Below are 20,072 nucleotides of genomic sequence, written 5' to 3' on the forward strand. Positions count from 1 at the left end.
CGCCTGCGGATTGCGTTGACGGGAGAGCGAAGCGGCCTCTGATCTATGGGAACTGCGATCGCATGGACACTATTCGGATTTTCGATGGGCATAACGACGCGGTCCAGTTCATGCTGGATTATAGACCTGACGGCCGCGATTTTCTGGTTCGGTCCGAGGCCGGGCATCTCGATCTTCCGCGAGCACTCGAAGGCGGCTTGGCCGGCGGATTATTCGCGATGTATGCCGCGCCGGAACATAAGCCGGTGGACGATCTGACGATCACCCATGATGGCTACGAAGTCCGCTATGCCGAGGCCCTGCCTCCGGACCATGCCCACCGGCAAATCGACGGGCAGCTTTCGGCCATAAGGAAGCTGATCGGGCGCTCGGGTGATAGAATCCGTCTGGCAACGAGCGTCAGCCAGATCGAGGCGGCTCGATATGACGGCGCCTTTGCCATTGTGCTCCATATGGAAGGCGCCGACGCAATCGGCCCCGATCTCGCCTATCTGGATAGCCTCTATGATGCCGGCCTTCGGTCCCTGGGTATTGTGTGGAGCCGTCCGAATATCTTCGGCTATGGCGTTCCATTCACCTATCCGAGATCGCCCGATACCGGACCCGGCCTCACCGATTTGGGAAAGGATCTGGTTAGAAGATGTAACGAGCTGGGGATCATGATCGATGTTTCCCATCTGAATGAGCGCGGATTTTGGGATGTCGCCGCATTGAGCACCGCTCCGCTCGTCGCCACGCATACCTGCGCCCATGCCATATGTCCGTCGACCAGGAACCTGACCGATCGGCAATTGGACGCCATTCGAGATACAGGCGGCGTCGTCGGGCTGAATCTTGCCGTCAACGATATCCGCGCGGATGCCAATCTTGACGAGGACACCCCGCTCGAAGCGGTCATCCGCCAGATTGACCATCTCAGCGCCCGCATCGGCGCGGATGGGGTCGCGCTCGGATCAGATTTTGACGGAGCGGTCATGCCTCGTGAGATCGGAGATGCAAGTGGCCTGCCACGCCTCATAGAGGCCATGAGCAAGAGCGGATTCGATGAACAGGCTTTGCGAAAATTCGCCTATGATAATTGGCTTCGCGTATTCGGCCGCACGTGGCGGAATTGATCCCAGGCTTTGTCACCTCCCCCTTGAGGGGGGGAGGTCGCCGCGTAGCGGCGGGTGGGGGTGATCGTGTGGAGCATCACCCCACCCCGGAGCTACGCTCCGACCCTCCCCATCGAGGGGAGGGTGGAAATCAGCAGATTTCCGTTGTGGCGATCTTGATGCCGAAGCTTTCGAGGCCGACATAGTGCCGCTCAACACTTGCAAGCTGCAGCAAAACCACTTCTATTAGTTCGGATGCAGCGCGTTTCAGACCGCCACCTCTGGTGGAGGGCATGCTCATGGGGGCGAATAGTCGGAGGAGCACCTGAAAACGGAGGGTTCGTTGTCGTCACCAATTCTCGAGGGCAGAAATGTCAGGCTCCGCCCGCCGTGTGCCGACGACGCCGAAGTGCGCTTCGCTTTGGGTACGAATGCAGAGATCGCGGAGATGTATGGCGTCAACAAGGAGGACATCAAGCCCGTCACCCGGGAGGGCGCGGCGCGATGGGTTCAAGGTATTGCCGATCACCTTCACGCATGGGTCATCGAAATCGACGGCGCCTTTGCCGGCGTGATCAGATTGGACAACGTCAATCGCCAGGACCGGCGCGCGACGATGGCAATCGGGATTTATGATCCGGCGTTGCTTGGCAAAGGCTTTGGCACGGAAGCGATTGCGCTTCTGCTGGATCACGCCTTTGGCGAGATGAAGCTGCATCGCATCGGAATACGCGTGCTCGCCTACAACAAGCGCGCCATCCGAGCCTATGAAAAATGCGGCTTCGTCGTTGAAGGAAGGGAGCGGGAGACCGCTTACGTCAATGGCAGCTGGCACGACGACATCATGATGGGCCTGCTGGATCGCGAGTTTTAGGTACCTCCCCCTGGAGGGGGGAGGTCGCCGCGCAGCGGTGGGTGGGGGTGATCGTGTGGGGCATCACCCCACCCCGGAGCTTCGCTCCGACCCTCCCCCTCGAGGGGAGGGTGGAATCAGCAGATTTCCGTCGTGGCGATCTTGATGCCGAAGCCTTCGAGACCGACATAGTGCCGTTCGCGGCTGGTGAGCAGCTTGATCGAGCTGACACCGAGATCCTTCAGGATCTGTGCGCCCAGCCCGATTTCCAGCCATTCGCTGTCGCGCACCTGTGCCTCGGCATGGCTTTCGCGTTCAGCCTGGCGCGCCTTGCGGCCATTGTCGAAATGACCGACACCGACGGAACCTTCGCGCAGGTAGACGATGATGCCGCGGCCTTCCTCGGCGATCTTCTTCATGTAGAAATCGACCGGACGGCGTTTGCCGAACAGATCCTCGGCGACGCTTTCGGGATGCAGGCGCACCGGGATATCGACGCCGTCGCGGATATCGCCGAAGACGACGGCGAGATGCTGCATCGGGTCCCAGGGCAGCGAATAGGTATGGGCGCGTGCCTTGCCGAATGGCGTTTCGATATCGAAGCTGGTGCCGAGCTCGATCAGTGTTTCCTTGCGCTGGCGATAGGCGATGAGGTCGGCGACGGAGACGAGCTTCAGCCCGTGCTGCTCGGCGAATTCGACCACCTGCTGGCCGCGCGTCACCGTGCCGTCGTCATTGACGAGTTCGCAGATGACGCCGATCGGCGGCAGGCCGGCAAGCTTGCAGAGATCGACGGCGGCTTCCGTATGACCGGAGCGCATCAACACGCCGCCTTCGCGGGCAACCAGCGGAAAGATGTGGCCGGGACGGACGAAATCCGCCGGGCCGACATTCGGGTTGGCGAGGTTGCGCACGGTCAGCGTCCGGTCGTCGGCGGAAATGCCTGTCGTCGTGCCGTGCTTGAAATCGACGGAGACGGTGAAGGCCGTGGTATGGGCGGAGTCGTTTTCCGCCACCATGGCGTTGAGGTTCAGCCGTTTGGCTTCCTCGCGCGGCATCGGCGTGCAGACGATGCCGGATGTGTGCCGGACGATGAAGGCCATCTTGTCCGGCGTGCAATGAACAGCGGCGACGATCAGGTCGCCTTCGTTTTCGCGGTCGTTATCGTCCATGACGACGACGATCTCGCCGGCTTCGAAAGCCCGGATGGCATCGACAACACGCTTCTGGTCGTAAGACATTTCGAATTTCCTACCTCTGCCGGCCCGTCTGGCCGCGATCCCTCAGATAATGATCGGCAACGGCGCAGGCAACCATTGCCTCGCCGATCGGCACGGCGCGAATGCCGACGCACGGATCGTGGCGGCCCTTGGTGCGCACATCGACATTGTTGCCGTCGGCATCGATCGACTGACGCTCGGTCAGGATCGAGGAGGTCGGCTTGATGGCGAAGCGCGCAACGATCGGTTCGCCGGTGGAAATACCGCCCAAAATGCCGCCGGCGTGATTTGACAGGAAGATGCGTTTGCCGTCATTGCCCATGCGCATCTCGTCGGCATTTTCCTCTCCGGTCAGCTCGGCGGACGCAAACCCTTCGCCGATTTCGACGCCCTTGACGGCGTTGATCGACATCAGCAGCGAGGCGATATCCTGGTCGAGCTTCCCGTAGATCGGAGCGCCGAGACCGGCTGGCACGCCTTCGGCCACGACTTCGACTACGGCGCCGATCGAGGAGCCGGCCTTGCGGATGCCGTCGAGATAGTCTTCCCACACCGGCACGATCTCAGGATCCGGGGCGAAGAAGGGGTTCTGGTCAACTTGAGCCCAATCCCAGTTGGCGCGGTTGATCTTGTGCTTGCCGATCTGCACCAGTGCCCCGCGGATGGTCACGCCGGGCACGACGAGGCGGGCAATACCGCCGGCCGCGACGCGTGCGGCTGTCTCGCGCGCAGACGAGCGCCCGCCGCCGCGATAGTCGCGGATGCCGTATTTGACGTCATAGGTATAGTCGGCATGGCCAGGACGGTAGCGCCTGGCGATCTCGCCATAATCCTTCGAACGCTGGTCGGTGTTCTCGATCAGCATCGAGATCGGGGTGCCGGTCGAGATCATCGTCTCGCCGTCCTCATCCATCATCACGCCCGAGAGAACCTTGACGAGATCGTCCTCGCGCCGCTGCGTGACGAAGCGCGATTGCCCCGGTTTACGCTTGTCGAGCCAGGCCTGGATGTCTTCGAGCTTGAAGCGGAGGCCGGGAGGGCAGCCATCGACGACACAGCCGAGCGCCGGACCATGGCTTTCGCCCCAGGTGGTGACGCGGAAAAGATGACCGAATGTATTGTGCGACATTGGAAACGACCGGTTTGCTGCAGCCCGATGAACAGACCGCCTTTTCTCTCTTGCAATTGCGGCACACTCATAGAGCATGATGCCGAAAAGTGTAAGCGGTTTTCGGGCGGCTCCGTGCTCTACTTATTTGATTCCAATGCCGGATGATCGAGGCCGGTTCTGCCTTGCTCATTCGGGGGCCAAAAAGCTGGCCAGACAAAATCTTTCTTTTCGCCGCCACGCAAGCGCCGCTCGACGCCGTCTTCCGCGGGCAGCGGTATGGTAAACAAAGATTAATCCGCACTGTGGATTGTGACGGCGCATTCACCAATTGGGCGAGCGAAGCCACTATTGGGGGCAACTTCCGCCATATTCGGCGTGTTTTCTACACCGCATAAGAAATCACAATCAAATCGACCTGAAGGGTGAACGACCATGCGCTTTTTTGTAGCGACGCTTTTGGCCACGGCAAGCCTGCTTGCGCCCGTCGCAGGCTTTGCCGAAAGCGCCGATGTCGAGGCAACGATCAAGAAAGTCGATGCGAAGAACTTCAGCATCACCCTGGATGACGGCAAGAACTATCAGGTGCCGGAGGATTTCGATTTCAATGGCCTGCAGGCCGGCGTGAAGGTCGTCGTTTTCTACACGGAAGTCGATGGCAAGCGCGTCGTCAACGATCTCGATATCGTTCAGTAAATGCTGGTGCCGCCGGGCGGCCGGCGGCTGGGAAGTTATTCGAGCTCGGGAAAGGTCGTTCCGCCACGGTTTCGCAGATCCTCGCCATCCCTGTTCTCGATACGGAACCGCTTTACATCCAGCCGATGATTTTCATATGCGGATCGACCTTCAGGATCTGGTCCTGATGAATCGGGATTTCGGCGGCCTCTTCCTTTTCGACATCGCCGATCAGGCGAAACAATGTGCGGATGACGCCGCCATGCGTGACGCAGACGGTTGGCCGGTCGACGGATGTCAGCCACGAGCCGACGCGCCAGGAGAGGATTTCGTAGCTTTCAGCATCATCGCCGGGCGGGATGAAATCCCATTTGTTCGCCTTGCGCTCGGCAAGACGATCGGGCTCAGTCGCCTTCAGTTCCTTGAGGGTGAAGCCTTCCCACGCCCCGAACGACAGCTCGACCAGCCTGTCGTCGGTGCTGTAGTCCTTGGGCGGCAGGCCCATGGCGTCCCTCGCGATCTCCATGGTCTCGCGCGTGCGGCGCAGGGGGCTGGCGATGAAGTCGAAGGGCCGGTTTTCGAAGGCGAGGATTTCGGCAAGATCAATGCCGTTCTGCCGTGCCTGCTCGCGGCCGATGGCATTGAGATCGATGTCCCTTTGCCCCTGCAGGCGGCGTTCGGCATTCCAGTCGGTCTGACCGTGACGTATCACATAGAGGATGGGCGACACGGTCAGATTTCCTGTTTTCAGTCCTTCGCGACGGAAATGTCAGGCGCGTCCACGGCCTTCATGCCGACCGTATGGTAGCCGGAATCGACGTGGTGGATTTCGCCCGTGACGGCCGTCGACAGATCGGACAGCAGATAGAGGGCGGAGTTGCCGACCTCGTCAATCGTAACGGTCCGCTTCAGCGGCGCATTGTATTCGTTCCACTTCAGGATGTAGCGGAAATCGCCGATACCCGAAGCTGCGAGCGTCTTGATCGGGCCGGCCGAAATCGCGTTGACGCGGATGCCGCGGCCGCCGAGATCGACGGCGAGGTAGCGTACGCTTGCTTCCAGAGCCGCCTTGGCGACACCCATGACGTTGTAATGCGGCATGACTTTTTCCGCACCGTAATAGGTGAGGGTGATCATGGAGCCGCCGTCATTCATGATTCGCTCGGCGCGCTGCGCAACCGCCGTGAAGGAATAGACGGAGATGTCCATCGTCTTCGTGAAGTTGTCGCGGCTGGTATCGAGGTAGCGGCCGGTCAGCTCATCCTTGTCGGAGAAGGCGATGGCGTGCACGACGAAATCGATCTTGCCCCATTTCGCTTCAAGCGTGTCGATGACGCCATCGATCGTTGCCGGCTCGGTGACGTCGCAATGGCCCGCCATGAAGGCGCCGAGTTCCTGAGCAAGCGGCTCGACGCGCTTCTTGAGGGCGTCGCCCTGCCACGTCAATGCGATTTCGGCTCCGGCATCCGAACAGGCTTTGGCAATACCCCACGCTATCGAACGGTTGTTTGCGACGCCGAGGATGACGCCGCGCTTGCCTGCCATGAGGCCAGTGGATTGAGCCATATTCTGCTCCCTTGAACTTTCGAATGACCCTGCCTATGGCATAGGCCGTTCCCCTGTTCAAGCATCGTAAAGATCATCAACTGTTAGGGATCGTAACAAAGGGTGCTGTTGTCACTAAAATTTCACAGGAAAAGCCCTTCACGCATGCTACGCATCAGATCAGTAACCTTATCATCTGGTTTTTCCCAAAGCATCAGCCGCAATTCGACGACGAGATCACCTTTCCCGCCATTGCCATCGGGCAATCCCTCGCCGGGAATGCGAACGATCTGATCCGAACCGGACCAGGCCGGCACCGTCAGCTTGACCGGTCCGTTCAGCCCCTCGACGGTAGCCTCGCAGCCGAGGACGGCGTTCTCGATGGTGACGGGCAATATCGTGCGCACATCGCTGCCGTCGAGCGTGAAGCGCCCGTCGGTCGACAAATGGACGGTGATGGCAACGTCGCCGCGCAGCATGCCCTGCAGTTTCAACCCCTGGCCCTTCAGATGCAGCACCTGGCCGTTGGCGATATCCGTCGTCGCCTGGAAGCGTGCTTCACGGCCATCTGACAGCGGAACGGTGATCCACCGGCTCTTCAACATGTCGTCGAGCGTCACGGTGGCTTCGGCGGCAACCTCGGGCGTCTTTTCCGGCGGCTTCTCCTGGACATTGCCGCCGGTAAAGCGGCGCACGAGCGAACCGAGGATGCCGAAGGTGGAGCGTGGACCGGCGGGAGAGGTTCCCGTCGCCAGCAGTTCCTCCTCCGTGTGTATTTCTTCAGCGGCGGTCGCGTAGGCCTCCTGCTGCTTTCCGGCGTGCTGCGCTGCGGTCTCGGTGGCTGCGGCTTGATCCTGTTGCTGCGCGCGGCCCGACTTTACCCCGAATATGCGCTCGACCATATCTTCAGGTGTCTCGCCTGCCGCATTGTGCTGAGCCGATGCCGCGGAGGCGGCTGCCTTGCGCGCATTCGCCCGGGCAAGCTCCTCCATGATCTTCTCGGCATTGGCGCGCGCGGCCTTCGCACGATCGGCAGCCTCGCGCGCCGCCTGGCGCTGCTGCATGATCGTCTGTTCCTGGCTCTGGCCCTTGGCTTCCGCCATGCGCGCGATCTGATCGTAACGGCTGCGCTTCTGCGGATCCTTCAGCGTCTCATAGGCGCGGCCGATTTCGGCGAAACGCTCCGACGCCGTTGGATCGCCCAGATTGTGATCCGGATGCGCGGACTTTGCCAGTTTGCGCCAGGCAGCCTTGATTTCGTCGGCTCCAGCATCCTGTTTCACGCCCAACACCTTGTAAGGATCGCGCATCTTTCCCGCCATTATTCATGGGTATGCCAGGCTCCGTCGCAGCATCCCAAGCAAAAACCAATTGATCGCGCTTCATCCCCTTGCTTCCCGTTGGGGGAGGCACGGCCGATGCGCGTATGAACCGATCCTGCGGGAAGAGTTGCTAATCAGGCGTTACGCCGGGCGGAAACCATCGGCTTCCATTTCCGCACATGGTTAGCCGATCGCTAACGACGAATGCCGAGAAGCCGTAATGGCATGGCGCATCGATCATCCTGCCGTTCGGCCAGGTCGATGGCACGCGGAAAACGACACGCGGAAAAAGAGGGTAAAGCGATCAGCCGGCTTGCTGGAAACTCAGCAGCTGCCATTCGCCCTGACCAACGAGGCAGGTCCTGCCGGAAAAGTTGGCGATGCCCTGGTAGGAATGGCGGCTGGTGCGGAACTGCCGGCAAACCACGCCGGATGCATTGCTTTCGACGATCGTGTCGATGACGCCGGCGCTGCCCGTGGAAGCGTTAGCCCAGGGAATGGACTGGCCGTTGAGCTTGTGAAGATCCGCGGAAGTGACTGCGTTGCGCACCGTGGTTTCGTCGGAAATGCTGTCGGTGGTCACAGGCGCCGTCGGCACCGTGCCGGTCGATACGCTGCGATCGACCTTGGCCGAGCTCAGGTAGTCCATGCCGCCGCCAACGCAGCCGCCAAGGGTGAAAAGGGAGACAAGGACGACAGCCATCGTCACGCCTTTTGCAAGCTTGCGCTTTGTATGAACGGTCGACTTTGCTATGACTTCCACCCGAACGTTTTTGGCTAGCCAGAGGGGCCGGCGGTTATTGGGAATTGCGGAGTATTTGAACTAATATGTCGGAAAACGAGTTAACAAGCGGTGACTTCACCGAGCAGAACGAACCTTTCGCTCTTTTCGCGGCCTGGCTGCGCGAAGCGGAGACCACGGAGCCGAACGATCCGAACGCGGTCGCCTTGGCAACGGTGGATAAGGATGGATTGCCAAATGTCCGCATGGTTCTTCTGAAGGGTTTTGATAGCGACGGATTCGTCTTTTATACGAACTTCGAAAGCCAGAAAGGTCAAGAAATTCTTTACCACAAGAAAGCGGCCATGTGTTTCCACTGGAAATCGCTGCGCCGCCAGGTGCGCCTGCGCGGCGTGGTTGAAGTGGTGAGCGACCAGGAAGCGGATGAGTATTTCAAGACCAGGGCGCGGGGCAGCCGCATCGGCGCCTGGGCTTCGAAGCAGTCCCGCCCGCTCGAGGGCCGCTTTGCATTGGAAAAGGCGGTTGCCGAATATACCGCCCGCTATGCTATCGGCGACATTCCGCGCCCGCCCTATTGGTCCGGTTTCCGCATCCGGCCGCTGTCGATCGAGTTCTGGCATGACCGGCAGTTCCGCCTGCACGATCGCATCGAGTTTCGCCGCGAGGTGCCGGAAGGCGCCTGGCAGAAGGTGCGGATGTATCCTTAAGATCCATGCCGTTTCTCAGGCCCCATCAATCGCATGGGAATGCCGGAGGCAAGTGCCGATGCATAGCGGGGCTTCTGGTAATGGCCGTTCAGCGATAGCCGCGGCAGGAGCGTGGCCTCCGTGCCGTTCGCCGGCATGATCGTGCCCGGGCGCGTCGTGACGCCGACGGAAAAGCCCAGTTCTGCCGCGAGCCTGCCCTCGCGTGGCGATACGGCTTCAAGCGTGCCGTAAGGATAGGCGATCGAGATCGGCCGCCGTCCGGTGATATCGGCGACATAATCGGCCGAAAGCGCCATTTCCGCCGCTGCCTCCGCCTCCGGCAGCCGCGACAGCGCGCGATGGCTTACCGTATGCGCGCCGAGCGAGGCGAGGGGATGGCGAGCGAGCTGCGTCAACTCGCCCCGATCCATGATCGATGCGCGGACAATGTCGAGCGGTTCCAGACCGTGACGGCGGGCAAGCGCGTCGATCCGGCCGACGGCTTCGCTTTCATCGTGGCCGTGAACGAAGGCGGCGAAGCGGGCAAATGCCGCATGCTTATGGCTTTCCTTGCCCAGCGGCAGGAATTCGTCGCCGGAGCCGAAATCGAATGTCAGCCGATCCAGCCGGCCGAGCAGCTCGGCGAGCGTTTCCCACCATATGCTGTGGCTCCGCTCCGAGAGCCCCTGGGCAACGAAGACGGTGAAGGGCGCACCGTGACGGGAAAGGACCGGCAGGGCGTGATCGAGGTTGTCCCGATTGCCGTCGTCGAGCGTGAAGGCGACAAAGGGCGGCTTGCCGGCGGCATTCGCCAGTCGCGCCGGAAGAGCGTCAAGAGCGATGAATTCATAGCCATCCTTTTTCAGCCGCGCGATCGCTCGGTCGAGAAAATCAGGTGAGACCTCGAGATGTGCATTGGGCGTAAAGCGGCGGGAAAGGGCAGGGCGGACATGATGAAGAGTGAAGATGGCGCCGAGGCCGGCAACGTCGCGCATCAGGCCGGCACCCTTCAGAATTGCGGCAGCTTCCAGCCCGCTGGAAATCATCCTGCGCTTGAGGCGGACCTTGATGCCCTGTTCCATGCGGATCGACCCCGTTGACCAACGTCAACGCTCTAGCGCATCCCCGTTAAACCTTACTGAATCTTTGCCATAATTTCCAATGCGTTAATGGTTATTTTACCAGGAACGGCAAAATTGAAGAACTATCGAGGCTGTTGCCTCAATATCGCACCGGTATCAGGCTTTTTGTCGCAAAATCATACAGGGATTGATGCGGTGTGTTGGCATTCTTTCGGTTGGGGACAATTATGAAAAGACTTTTGATGGCTCTGTCTGCGGCCGTCTTGCTGCTGAGCGCTCCTGCGGCGAGCTTTGCCGGCAGCGCCTATTTCATCATGGATGCGAAGACCGGCAAGGTACTGGCATCAAGCAATGCCGATGACCTCAACCATCCGGCATCGCTGACCAAGATGATGACCTTGTACATGACCTTCGAGGCGATCCATCGCGGCAAGCTCAGCTGGAGTACGAGAATACCGGTATCGCGTTTTGCCGCCGCCAAGCCGCCGACCAAGCTGGGCCTCAAGCCCGGTAGCACAGTGACCGTACGCGAAGCAGTCGACGGCATGATCATCAAGTCCGCCAATGACGCGGCAACCGCCATGGCGGAGGCCCTCGGCGGCAGCGAAAGCGGCTTCGCCCGGCTGATGACGCAAAAGGCGCGGGAAATCGGCATGCGCCGCACCACCTTCCTCAATGCTTCCGGCCTCCCGAACATGCAGCAGTGGACGACGGCCCGCGATATGTCGACGCTCGCCGTCGCGCTCATCAACAACTACCCGCAGGAATACCGGCTCTTCTCGCAGTCGAGCTTCAGCTATCGCGGCCGTAGCGTTCGCGGTCACAACAATCTGATGTATCGCTATGAAGGCATGGACGGCATCAAGACCGGCTATACCAATGCCTCCGGCTTCAATCTCGTCAGCGCAGTGCGTCAGGGCAATCGCCGCGTGATCGGCGTTGTCATGGGCGGCGCCACGGCGCGCGGCCGCGATGCGCTGATGGCATCGCTGCTGGATCGCTATATCCCGAAGGCAACCCCTGTTCCGTCATCGCGCCTGTTTGCAAGTGTCGGCGGCGGCAAGGTTCCGCAGCAGGTCGAAGTGGCTTCCGTCTCCGACGATGTTGCCGTGGATGTCGACGCCCAGACCACCGCGACGACGACGCCGGCGCCGGCGCGCAAGCGCGTCGAGGTCGTCCCGATGGCATTTGCCGCGGCCTCGAACGTCACCGTACCGATGGATCGCCCGGCTGCGATGGATGAGATCCTCGTTGCCAACAAGCCGGCGGCGACGGGCAGCTGGCAGGTGCAGATCGCCGCGACGCCGACCGCGCAGGCCGCCAAGGATCTGCTGTCCGAGGCCAAGTCCAGGGCCGGCAATGCGCTTGCCAACGCGTCACCCTACACCGAAGCTGTCGGCAAGGGCGGCAACACGGTCTATCGCGCCCGATTCGTCGGTTTTGCGAGCCGCGACGATGCGAATTCCGCTTGTTCCGCTCTGAAGCGCAAGGATTTCGATTGCATGCTGCTGCCGAGCAAGGGCTGAGCATAGTTCCAATTCGATAAAGTCGAGCCGGCGGGGCAAACTCTGCCGGCTCGACTTTTTTGTAGGAATCGTTCATGTCTGTTGAGAACATAAGAGGAACGATATCGATGCTGTCAGATCTGATGAAGCAATTCGAAGCGGCTTCGGCAACCTATGCCGCCGATAACGGCCTGGACCGCGACGACGACTGGTTCGTCCTGAAACTCCAGGAGGAAATGGGCGAGCTGATTCAGATCTGGAACAAGATCACCGGCCGGGGGCGCCGCAAGGGCATGAGCGAGTCCGAGCTGGCAACGGCATTGGCCGACGAGACGGCGGACGTGCTCGGCCACATCCTTCTCTTCGCACACCGCAACGGCCTCGATCTCAACGCCGCGGTCGAGCGAAAATGGCGCTTCCGCCCGCACGAATAAGACCCGTACGAATAGGGAAGGCGGTTTAAGCCTTTGTGCCACCGACGGTGATCTGGTCCATCCGCAGATGTGGCTGACCGACGCCGACAGGCACCCATTGGCCCGCCTTGCCGCAGTTGCCGATGCCGGTATCGAGTTTCGTGTCGTTGCCGATCATCGAAACGCGCTTCATGGCATCCGGCCCGTTGCCGATCAGCATGGCGCCCTTGATCGGCGCGCCGATCTTGCCATCCTCGATGAGGTAGGCCTCCGTGCAGCCGAAGACGAATTTACCCGACGTGATATCCACCTGGCCGCCGCCGAAGGAGACGGCGTAGATGCCCTTCTTCACCGAGGCGATGATCTCGTCCGGCGTCTTGTCGCCGCCAAGCATATAGGTGTTGGTCATGCGTGGCATCGGCGTATGGGCATAGCCCTGGCGGCGGCCGTTGCCGGTTGCCTTCATGCCCATCAGCCGCGCATTCTGCCGGTCCTGCATGTAGCCGACGAGCTTGCCGTTTTCGATCAGCACGTTGTAGGCCGAAGGCGTGCCCTCGTCGTCGATGGTGATCGAGCCGCGGCGGTTCTCGATCGTGCCGTCATCGACGACGGTGACGCCGGGAGCGGCCACTATCTGGCCCAGCAGCCCCGCGAATGCCGACGTCTTCTTGCGATTGAAATCGCCTTCCAGCCCGTGGCCGACGGCTTCGTGCAGCATGACGCCCGGCCAGCCGGAGCCCAGCACGACGTCCATCGTGCCCGCCGGCGCCTCGATCGCCTCGAGATTGACGAGTGCCTGGCGAAGCGCCTCATCAGCGCCGTGATGCCAATTGTCCTGTGTGACGAAATCGCCGAAGCCGATGCGCCCGCCGGTGCCGAAGGAGCCGGATTCCTGCCGGTCGCCGTCACCCACGATCACGGAAATGTTGATGCGCGTCATCGGCCTGACATCGCGCACGCGATGGCCATCGGCGCGAAGGATGTCGACCACCTGCCAGCTCGCGGCGATGGATGCCGTCACCTGGCGCACCTTGTCGTCCTTGTCGCGCAGATAGCTGTCGATCCGCTGCAGGAGCTTGGCCTTTTCCTCGAAGCTTGGCGTGCCGATCGGGTTCTCGTCGCCGTAGAGCACCTTATTGGTGCGCTGTGGTGCGGCCGCATAGGAGCCGGCATAACCCGAAGTGACCGCGCGCACGGCATCGGCGGCGCGTTTCAAGGCGGCTTCGGAAAGATCGCCCGCATGGGCATAGCCGACGGCTTCGCCGGCAACGGCGCGAAGGCCGAAGCCCTGTTCCGTGTTGAAGCTGCCGCCCTTCATCCGGCCATTGTCGAATGTCAGCGATTCTGCCTGGACATGCTCGACGAAGAGCTCGCCGTCATCGGCGCCAGACAGCGCCTCGGCGACGATGCCGCGCAGCTTGGCTTCATCGGCATCGAAAAGGGTAAGGAGATCGGTATTCATGGATCAGTGCTCCGTTCAGAGCCGATGTAGGCTTCGCATCGCGCAAGAGCAAGCCCATCGCGTCAGGGAAGCGCGTCGTAGCCGTCCGCAAAGCCCTTCAAGTCCACAGGAATGCCGATGCCTTCCTCCGGCGACTGGAAGACGATGAAGGTTGCCGTCGCGCCGCTGCGCAGCGTCTTCAGCAACTCGTCCTCGAGCACGACCTCGGCATAGCAGCCATCGGAGAAGCAGCGCACGAAATAAGCGCGGCCGATATCCTTGCCGTCGATATTGAGGCCGAGACCGTTCGGCAGCAGCACGCCGAGCGGCGCAAGCACGCGCAGGATCTTCGACTTGCGATCGGCCGTCTTCAGCACGACGACGGAAAGACCGATTTCCGGGCGGTCCTCGGCGATGACATTCTGCATCAGCGCGCATTGCTCGGTCGAGGCGCCGGCCGGCTTGTCGCAGACGACGGACCATGCGCCGTGGCTGGAGCGTACCGTACCCGGAGGTTGCGGAACCTGGCTCGTGGGAACCTGCTGCGTATGCGGTTGCGGCTGGCCCTGCTGTTGGGGCTGCAATTGTTGGGTCTGCTGCGCCGGCGGCTGAGTCTGTTGCGCCTGCTGCGCCCATGCGGGTACCGCGGCTGCAGCAGCAACGCTGCTGGTGACAAGCAAAAGCCGGGCGAGGGAACGAAAGCCCATGGAAACCTCTAGATTCGAATCAGTGCCGCTATTGTTGAAGCCCAGGCCGGCAAATGAAAAGCCCCGGCTGCTGGATTCCAACCGACTACGGCGGAAATACGACGTCTACCCCATTTTGTCCCGGCGGCGCCATGGACCATCATGCAATTTTTCGTATGATGATGAAATGCTTGCCATGTCCGGGGCAGGCATGGGGGATATTCGCGCAAAAATGCCGCACTAACAAATCTCTTGAGTTGTTGCGGAGCATCCCAAACTGTGGTTTGAAGCGCAATGGATTGTAGGGATACTGCGTTTGAGGAAGATCTGGGATCAAACGCTGGAGGGAGAGACATCGTGATTAAAAGAGCTTACGCGGCTCTGACGGCTATGATCTGTCTGCTTTTTGCGACAGGCAGTTATGCCGATCAGCCGAGACCCTGGGAAACCGGTATGCAGCAGGCGGCGACCGGCAACATGCATCAAATCCGCTGGTTTGAGGCATACACGCTTTGGTTTATCATTCCGATCACGCTGCTGGTTCTCGTCCTCCTGGTGGTGGTTATGGTGAAGTTCCGGGCTTCCAGGAACCCGGTTCCGTCCAAGACGAGCCACAACACCCTGATCGAGGTCATCTGGACCATCGGCCCGGTCCTCGTCCTTCTCTTTCTGGCCATTCCCTCCTTCAATCTTCTCACCGATCAGCTGACATTCCCCGAGCAGACTGACGTGACCGTCAAGGCGACGGCGACGCAGTGGCAGTGGAATTATGAGTATGAGAACACCGGCGCGACGCCGGTCGCTTTCGATTCCTTCATGCTGAAGGAGCAGGATCGCACCGCCGCCGGCAAGGACGACAAGTCCAGATATCCACGCCTTCTCGCCGTCGACAACGAAATGGTTGTGCCCGTCGGCAAGAACGTCCGCGTCCTCGTCACGGCAGCGCCGGCCGATGTCATTCATTCCTTCGCAATGCCTTCCTTCGGCGTCAGGATCGACGCCATTCCCGGTCGCCTGAACGAAACATGGTTCAAGGCCGATCGAGAAGGCCTTTATTATGGTCAGTGTTCCGAGCTTTGCGGCAAGGATCACTCTTTCATGCCGATCGCCATCCGCGTCGTCTCCGACGATCAGTACAAGCAGTGGCTGGCCTCAGCCGCAACTGATCTGAGCAAGGCGAACAAGGCTCTGATGGCCGCCGTCGACCAACCGACGACCGTCAAGGTCGCCGAAAACACGGCCAAGTAGGAGGGGTAGGAACAATGGCTGGATCCAAGGCACACGACGATCACTCGCACGCTCTTCAGGACGCGCACGCGCATGACGATCATCACGCGCACAAACAGACCTTCGCCGAGCGTTGGCTGTATTCGACGAATCACAAGGACATCGGCACGCTCTATCTGATCTTCGCGATTTTCGCGGGCGTGATCGGCTTCCTCCTTTCCGTTGCCATCCGCATGGAATTGCAGGAGCCGGGCATCCAGATCTTCAGCGGTCTGGCGTCGATGGTCTACGGCTTTTCGGGCGATGCCGCCATCGATGGCGGCAAGCAGATGTACAACGTCTTCGTCACCGCTCACGCGCTGATCATGATCTTCTTCATGGTCATGCCGGCAATGATCGGCGGCTTCGCCAACTGGATGGTGCCGATCATGATCGGCGCGCCTGACATGGCCTTCCCGCGCCTCAACAATATTTCGTTCTGGCTTCTCGTCCCGGCCTTCCTGCTGCTCATCCTCTCGATGTTCGTCGAAGGCCCCGCAGGCGCCTATGGCGCGGGCGGCGGCTGGACGATGTACGCGCCCCTATCAGGTACGGTCGGACACCCAGGCCCGGCGATCGATCTGGTCATCTTCGCGCTGCATATCGCCGGTGCCTCCTCGATCCTCGGCGCGATCAACTTCATCACGACCATTCTCAACATGCGCGCTCCGGGCATGACGCTGCACAAGATGCCGCTGTTTGCCTGGTCGGTGCTGATCACCGCCTTCCTGCTGTTGCTGTCGCTGCCGGTTCTGGCCGGCGCCATCACCATGCTGCTGACGGACCGCAACTTCGGCACGACCTTCTTCGCGCCGGAAGGCGGCGGCGACCCGCTGCTCTACCAGCACCTCTTCTGGTTCTTCGGCCATCCGGAAGTCTACATCCTGATCCTGCCCGGCTTCGGCATGATCAGCCACATCATCTCCACCTTCTCGCGCAAGCCGATTTTCGGCTATCTCGGCATGGCCTACGCCATGGTCGCGATCGGCGCCGTCGGCTTCGTCGTCTGGGCCCACCACATGTATGTGACCGGCCTCTCGCTCGACACGCAGCGCTACTTCGTCTTCGCGACGATGGTCATCGCCGTGCCCACAGGCGTCAAGGTCTTCTCGTGGATCGCGACGATGTGGGGCGGCTCCATCCAGTTCCGCACGCCGATGATCTGGGCACTTGGCTTCATCTTCCTGTTCACGCTCGGCGGCGTCACTGGCGTTCAGCTCGCCAATGCCGGCCTCGACCGCGAACTGCATGCGACCTACTTCGTGGTGGCACACTTCCACTACGTTCTGTCGCTCGGTGCCGTCTTCGCTATCTTCGCCGCCTGGTACTACTGGTTCCCGAAGATGACCGGCTACATGTACAATGAGCGGATCGGCAACTGGCATTTCTGGATCACCTTCGTCGGCGTGAACATGGTGTTCTTCCCGCAGCATTTCCTGGGTCGTGCCGGCATGCCGCGCCGCTACATCGACTACCCGGACGCCTATGCCGGCTGGAATTTCGTCTCCTCCATCGGCTCCTATGTCGCAGCCGTAGGCCTTTGCTTCTTCTTCTGGGGCGTTATAGATGCATTCTCGAAGAAGCGCGTTGCAGGCGATAATCCATGGGGCGAGGGCGCAACCACGCTCGAGTGGCAGCTTTCGTCGCCGCCGCCCCACCACCAGTGGGAAGAGCTGCCGCGCATCAAGTAGCCTGTTTCCGGACGCCGTGATAAACGGCGTCCGGCTCAACTGACAATTGGAACAAAGAATGACGCTCATCGACAATCACGACGCGCTCGCAAAGCAAGGCGATACCGGCCTGTCGGAAGCGAGTGCGCGCGATTATTTCGAGCTCTTGAAGCCACGCGTCATGTCGCTGGTCGTCTTCACCGCCTTCACCGGTCTGGTGCTGGCTCCCGGTCATATCAATCCGGTGCTCGGCTTCATCGCCATTCTCTGCATCGCCGTCGGTGCGGGCGCCTCGGGCGCCTTGAACATGTGGTATGATGCGGATATCGACGCCGTGATGAGCCGCACCGCGCGTCGGCCGATACCTGCCGGCCGCATCAAACCGTCGGAAGCGCTGGCCTACGGCCTCGTATTGTCAGGCTTCTCAGTGACGATCCTCGGCTTGGCCATCAATTGGCTTTCCGCTGGCATCCTGGCCTTCACTATCTTCTTCTATGCCGTCATCTACACGATGTGGTTGAAGCGTTCGACGCCGCAAAACATCGTCATCGGCGGCGCGGCCGGCGCCTTTCCGCCTGTCATCGGCTGGGCCTGCGTGACCGGCAGCGTGACGATCGAGAGCATCGTGCTCTTCCTCATCATCTTCCTGTGGACGCCGGCGCATTTCTGGGCGCTGGCCTTGTTCAAGATGGGTGACTACGAGGCCGTCGGCGTGCCGATGCTGCCGAATGTCGCCGGCATTCCGACAACGAAAAATCAGATCGTTGTCTATGCCGTTCTGACTGCCATTGTCGGCGTCGTCCCTGCCTTCATGGGCTTTGCGAGCCTGGGTTATGGCGTCGTCGCCGCGCTGCTGGGGGCGATCTTCGTGCACTGTTCCATCGCCGTCTGGCGCATGGCCGACGGCGACGTGAAGATGGTGCCGGCAAAGAAACTTTTCGGCTTTTCCATCTTTTATCTCTTCGCGATCTTTTCCGCATTGCTGATCGACCGGCTCGTTGCCGTGCTGATATCGGGCGGCGTTGGAGGCTGGCTATGATCGATCTGGTCAAGCTCACGGAAGCGCAGAGGAAATCGCGGCGCGGGCGCAATATAGCGCTTGGCCTGGTGCTTGCTGGCCTGGTGATCCTGTTCTACGCGATCACCATCATCAAGGTCGGCTCCGGACACGTTTGAGGAGGCGTGATGGAGGGGGAGGTCACAAAGAGCACGAGAAGCGGCGGCCGTAACAACGGCATGATCGTTGCCATGTGCCTGAGCTTCGTCGTCGGCATGAGCGCCATGTGCGCCGCTGCCGTGCCGCTCTATCGCATGTTCTGCCAGGTGACGGGTTATAACGGCACGACGCAGCGCGTCGAGCAGGTGTCCAACCTCATTCTCGACAGGCAGATCCAGGTTTCCTTCGACGCGAATGTCGCACCCGGTCTGCCCTGGAATTTCAAGCCGCTGCAGAAGTCGATCAGTCCGAAAATCGGCGAAACGGTCGAAGTCAAGTTCGAGATCGAGAACAAGTCGGACAAGATGGAGCGCGGGCAGGCGATCTTCAACGTCTCGCCGCTGGAAGCCGGGGTCTATTTCAACAAGGTCCAGTGCTTCTGCTTCAATGAGACGGATTTAGCACCTGGGGAAAAGCGTGAGATGTCGGTGGTTTTCTACGTTGATCCCGAGATCGCCAGGGCTGTGGAAACCAAGACGATCAACGCGCTGACACTGTCCTATACCTATTACCCGCGGGAGGGCGCAAAGCCCGTCGCATCCAATGACGGCGCTGTAAAGCCGGTGGAAAAGAAACTTTGATGGAGAGTGCTTTCGGTTTGACCGGGAGCAATATGGGAAAAGTTATTCGGGGATTGCTGATATGGCCGAAGTGCATCAGAGAAAACACGATTATCACATTATCGAGCCCAGCGCATGGCCGATTACCGCGGCCATCGGAGCCTTTGTGATCACCTTCGGCGGTGTCTGCTTCATGCGCTATCTCAATGGCGGCGCGATGCATCTGTTGGGGATCAATTGGGCGCAGCCCTGGCTGTTCTTCATTGGCCTCGCCGTAATCCTCTATGTCATGTACGGCTGGTGGGCCGATACGATCAAGGAGGCGCATGAGGGCGCGCACACCCGCGTCGTGTCGCTGCATCTGCGCTACGGCATGATCATGTTCATCGCCTCCGAGGTGATGTTCTTCGTCGCCTGGTTCTGGGCCTATTTCGATGTCAGCCTGTTCCCGAACGAGGCGATCCAGGCATCGCGCACGGCCTTCCTCGGCGGCCAGTTCCCGCCGAAAGGCATCGAGGTTCTCGATCCTTGGCACCTGCCGATCTACAACACCATCATCCTGCTGCTGTCGGGCACGACGGTCACTTGGGCACACCATGCGCTGCTGCATGGCGACCGCAGGGGGCTGCTCCAGGGCCTGACGCTGACGGTCCTTCTCGGCGCGCTGTTCTCCTGCGTGCAGGCCTATGAATATGCCCATGCGCCGTTCGAATTCAAAAATTCGATCTATGGCGCGACCTTCTTCATGGCGACCGGCTTCCACGGTTTCCACGTGTTGGTCGGCACGATCTTCCTGATCGTCTGCCTGGTCCGCGCCATCAGGGGTGATTTCACGCCGAAACAGCATTTCGGCTTCGAAGCGGCCGCCTGGTACTGGCACTTCGTCGACGTGGTCTGGCTGTTCCTGTTCTTCTGCATCTATATCTGGGGCAGCTGGGGCGCGCCGGTCGCGGCTGGCTGATCGGTATCGATCTCTGGAAAACAAAAG

22 protein-coding genes are annotated in these 20,072 nt (G+C 60.6%); 12 read left to right on the forward strand and 10 right to left on the reverse strand.

The features are described 5' to 3' along the window. Nucleotides 1-62: 62 nt before the first annotated feature. Complete coding sequence (locus FHT84_RS17595) at nt 63-1,115, forward strand: dipeptidase (protein WP_112341172.1); 1,053 nt, start codon at nt 63-65, stop codon at nt 1,113-1,115. A gap of 130 nt (nt 1,116-1,245) precedes the next feature. Here the strand turns inward: FHT84_RS17595 and FHT84_RS17600 are convergent, their stop codons facing one another. Then, entirely contained in the window at nt 1,246-1,395 is a 150-nt protein-coding gene (locus tag FHT84_RS17600; protein WP_181592298.1) for a hypothetical protein, read from the reverse strand. 42 nt (nt 1,396-1,437) lie between these two features. On the opposite strand from FHT84_RS17600, the gene FHT84_RS17605 reads away from it, so the two are divergent. Continuing rightward, nucleotides 1,438-1,968: a GNAT family protein gene (locus tag FHT84_RS17605; RefSeq protein ID WP_112341173.1), complete on the forward strand. Its 531-nt coding sequence runs from the start codon at nt 1,438-1,440 to the stop codon at nt 1,966-1,968. Between the two features lie 116 nt (nt 1,969-2,084). Here FHT84_RS17605 and ribB read toward each other — a convergent pair whose 3' ends face one another. Further along, a complete protein-coding gene (gene ribB, locus FHT84_RS17610; RefSeq protein ID WP_112341174.1) occupies nt 2,085-3,188 on the reverse strand; it encodes a 3,4-dihydroxy-2-butanone-4-phosphate synthase in 1,104 nt (367 codons plus the stop codon). Nucleotides 3,189-3,198: 10 nt separating this feature from the next. Further along, nucleotides 3,199-4,296, reverse strand: coding sequence for a chorismate synthase (gene aroC, locus FHT84_RS17615; RefSeq protein ID WP_183763300.1), 1,098 nt, complete (start codon nt 4,294-4,296; stop codon nt 3,199-3,201). A gap of 414 nt (nt 4,297-4,710) precedes the next feature. Between aroC and FHT84_RS17620 the strand changes: the two genes are divergently transcribed. Further along, on the forward strand, nt 4,711-4,971 hold the full coding sequence (locus FHT84_RS17620) for a DUF1344 domain-containing protein (RefSeq protein ID WP_112341176.1): 261 nt from the start codon (nt 4,711-4,713) through the stop codon (nt 4,969-4,971). Between the two features lie 112 nt (nt 4,972-5,083). Here FHT84_RS17620 and FHT84_RS17625 read toward each other — a convergent pair whose 3' ends face one another. The 4 genes from FHT84_RS17625 to FHT84_RS17640 all read right to left on the reverse strand — a co-directional run bounded on the left by FHT84_RS17625 (nt 5,084) and on the right by FHT84_RS17640 (nt 8,580). After that, nucleotides 5,084-5,680, reverse strand: a complete 597-nt coding sequence (locus tag FHT84_RS17625; RefSeq protein WP_112341177.1) for a histidine phosphatase family protein — start codon at nt 5,678-5,680, stop codon at nt 5,084-5,086. Between the two features lie 17 nt (nt 5,681-5,697). Further along, nucleotides 5,698-6,516 carry an enoyl-ACP reductase FabI gene (gene fabI, locus FHT84_RS17630; protein WP_112341178.1) on the reverse strand — a complete coding sequence of 273 codons (819 nt, stop codon included), beginning with the start codon at nt 6,514-6,516 and terminating at the stop codon, nt 5,698-5,700. A gap of 122 nt (nt 6,517-6,638) precedes the next feature. Beyond that, nucleotides 6,639-7,805, reverse strand: coding sequence for a DnaJ domain-containing protein (locus tag FHT84_RS17635; RefSeq protein WP_183763303.1), 1,167 nt, complete (start codon nt 7,803-7,805; stop codon nt 6,639-6,641). Nucleotides 7,806-8,121: 316 nt separating this feature from the next. Then, on the reverse strand, nt 8,122-8,580 hold the full coding sequence (locus tag FHT84_RS17640; protein WP_112341180.1) for an RT0821/Lpp0805 family surface protein: 459 nt from the start codon (nt 8,578-8,580) through the stop codon (nt 8,122-8,124). A 65-nt stretch (nt 8,581-8,645) separates the two neighbouring features. Here FHT84_RS17640 and pdxH point away from each other — a divergent pair, with 65 nt between their 5' ends. After that, complete coding sequence (gene pdxH / locus FHT84_RS17645; protein WP_112341181.1) at nt 8,646-9,266, forward strand: pyridoxamine 5'-phosphate oxidase; 621 nt, start codon at nt 8,646-8,648, stop codon at nt 9,264-9,266. Here the strand turns inward: pdxH and FHT84_RS17650 are convergent. Beyond that, nucleotides 9,263-10,327, reverse strand: coding sequence for a polysaccharide deacetylase family protein (locus FHT84_RS17650; protein WP_113250073.1), 1,065 nt, complete (start codon nt 10,325-10,327; stop codon nt 9,263-9,265). The genes pdxH and FHT84_RS17650 overlap by 4 nt on opposite strands. 227 nt (nt 10,328-10,554) lie before the next feature. Between FHT84_RS17650 and FHT84_RS17655 the strand changes: the two genes are divergently transcribed. Next, nucleotides 10,555-11,853, forward strand: a complete 1,299-nt coding sequence (locus FHT84_RS17655; RefSeq protein ID WP_112341183.1) for a D-alanyl-D-alanine carboxypeptidase — start codon at nt 10,555-10,557, stop codon at nt 11,851-11,853. Between the two features lie 107 nt (nt 11,854-11,960). Continuing rightward, a complete protein-coding gene (locus tag FHT84_RS17660) occupies nt 11,961-12,266 on the forward strand; it encodes a pyrophosphatase (RefSeq protein WP_183763306.1) in 306 nt (101 codons plus the stop codon). Between the two features lie 25 nt (nt 12,267-12,291). Here FHT84_RS17660 and tldD read toward each other — a convergent pair whose 3' ends face one another. Together tldD and FHT84_RS17670 are read right to left on the reverse strand one after the other, a co-directional pair. Continuing rightward, nucleotides 12,292-13,707: a metalloprotease TldD gene (gene tldD, locus FHT84_RS17665; RefSeq protein ID WP_183763309.1), complete on the reverse strand. Its 1,416-nt coding sequence runs from the start codon at nt 13,705-13,707 to the stop codon at nt 12,292-12,294. 62 nt (nt 13,708-13,769) lie between these two features. Continuing rightward, nucleotides 13,770-14,393 carry an invasion associated locus B family protein gene (locus tag FHT84_RS17670; RefSeq protein WP_112341186.1) on the reverse strand — a complete coding sequence of 208 codons (624 nt, stop codon included), beginning with the start codon at nt 14,391-14,393 and terminating at the stop codon, nt 13,770-13,772. A 336-nt stretch (nt 14,394-14,729) separates the two neighbouring features. On the opposite strand from FHT84_RS17670, the gene coxB reads away from it, so the two are divergent. From coxB to FHT84_RS17700, 6 genes are all read left to right on the forward strand, one after another. Beyond that, nucleotides 14,730-15,620, forward strand: a complete 891-nt coding sequence (gene coxB, locus FHT84_RS17675; protein WP_112341187.1) for a cytochrome c oxidase subunit II — start codon at nt 14,730-14,732, stop codon at nt 15,618-15,620. A 14-nt stretch (nt 15,621-15,634) separates the two neighbouring features. Further along, nucleotides 15,635-17,329 carry a cytochrome c oxidase subunit I gene (gene ctaD / locus FHT84_RS17680; protein ID WP_112341188.1) on the forward strand — a complete coding sequence of 565 codons (1,695 nt, stop codon included), beginning with the start codon at nt 15,635-15,637 and terminating at the stop codon, nt 17,327-17,329. A gap of 58 nt (nt 17,330-17,387) precedes the next feature. After that, nucleotides 17,388-18,347, forward strand: coding sequence for a heme o synthase (locus FHT84_RS17685; RefSeq protein ID WP_112341189.1), 960 nt, complete (start codon nt 17,388-17,390; stop codon nt 18,345-18,347). Continuing rightward, the gene (locus FHT84_RS17690) at nt 18,344-18,484 is read left to right on the forward strand and encodes a hypothetical protein (protein WP_169644670.1); all 141 of its coding nucleotides are present in this window, start codon (nt 18,344-18,346) and stop codon (nt 18,482-18,484) included. Before FHT84_RS17685 ends, FHT84_RS17690 begins: the two co-directional genes overlap by 4 nt. 9 nt (nt 18,485-18,493) lie before the next feature. Beyond that, nucleotides 18,494-19,105: a cytochrome c oxidase assembly protein gene (locus FHT84_RS17695; RefSeq protein ID WP_112341190.1), complete on the forward strand. Its 612-nt coding sequence runs from the start codon at nt 18,494-18,496 to the stop codon at nt 19,103-19,105. Between the two features lie 61 nt (nt 19,106-19,166). After that, a complete protein-coding gene (locus FHT84_RS17700; protein ID WP_183763311.1) occupies nt 19,167-20,045 on the forward strand; it encodes a cytochrome c oxidase subunit 3 in 879 nt (292 codons plus the stop codon). Nucleotides 20,046-20,072: the final 27 nt, after the last annotated feature.

The sequence above is a fragment of the Rhizobium sp. BK289 genome, from assembly GCF_014193575.1.
GTDB lineage: Bacteria > Pseudomonadota > Alphaproteobacteria > Rhizobiales > Rhizobiaceae > Rhizobium > Rhizobium tropici_C.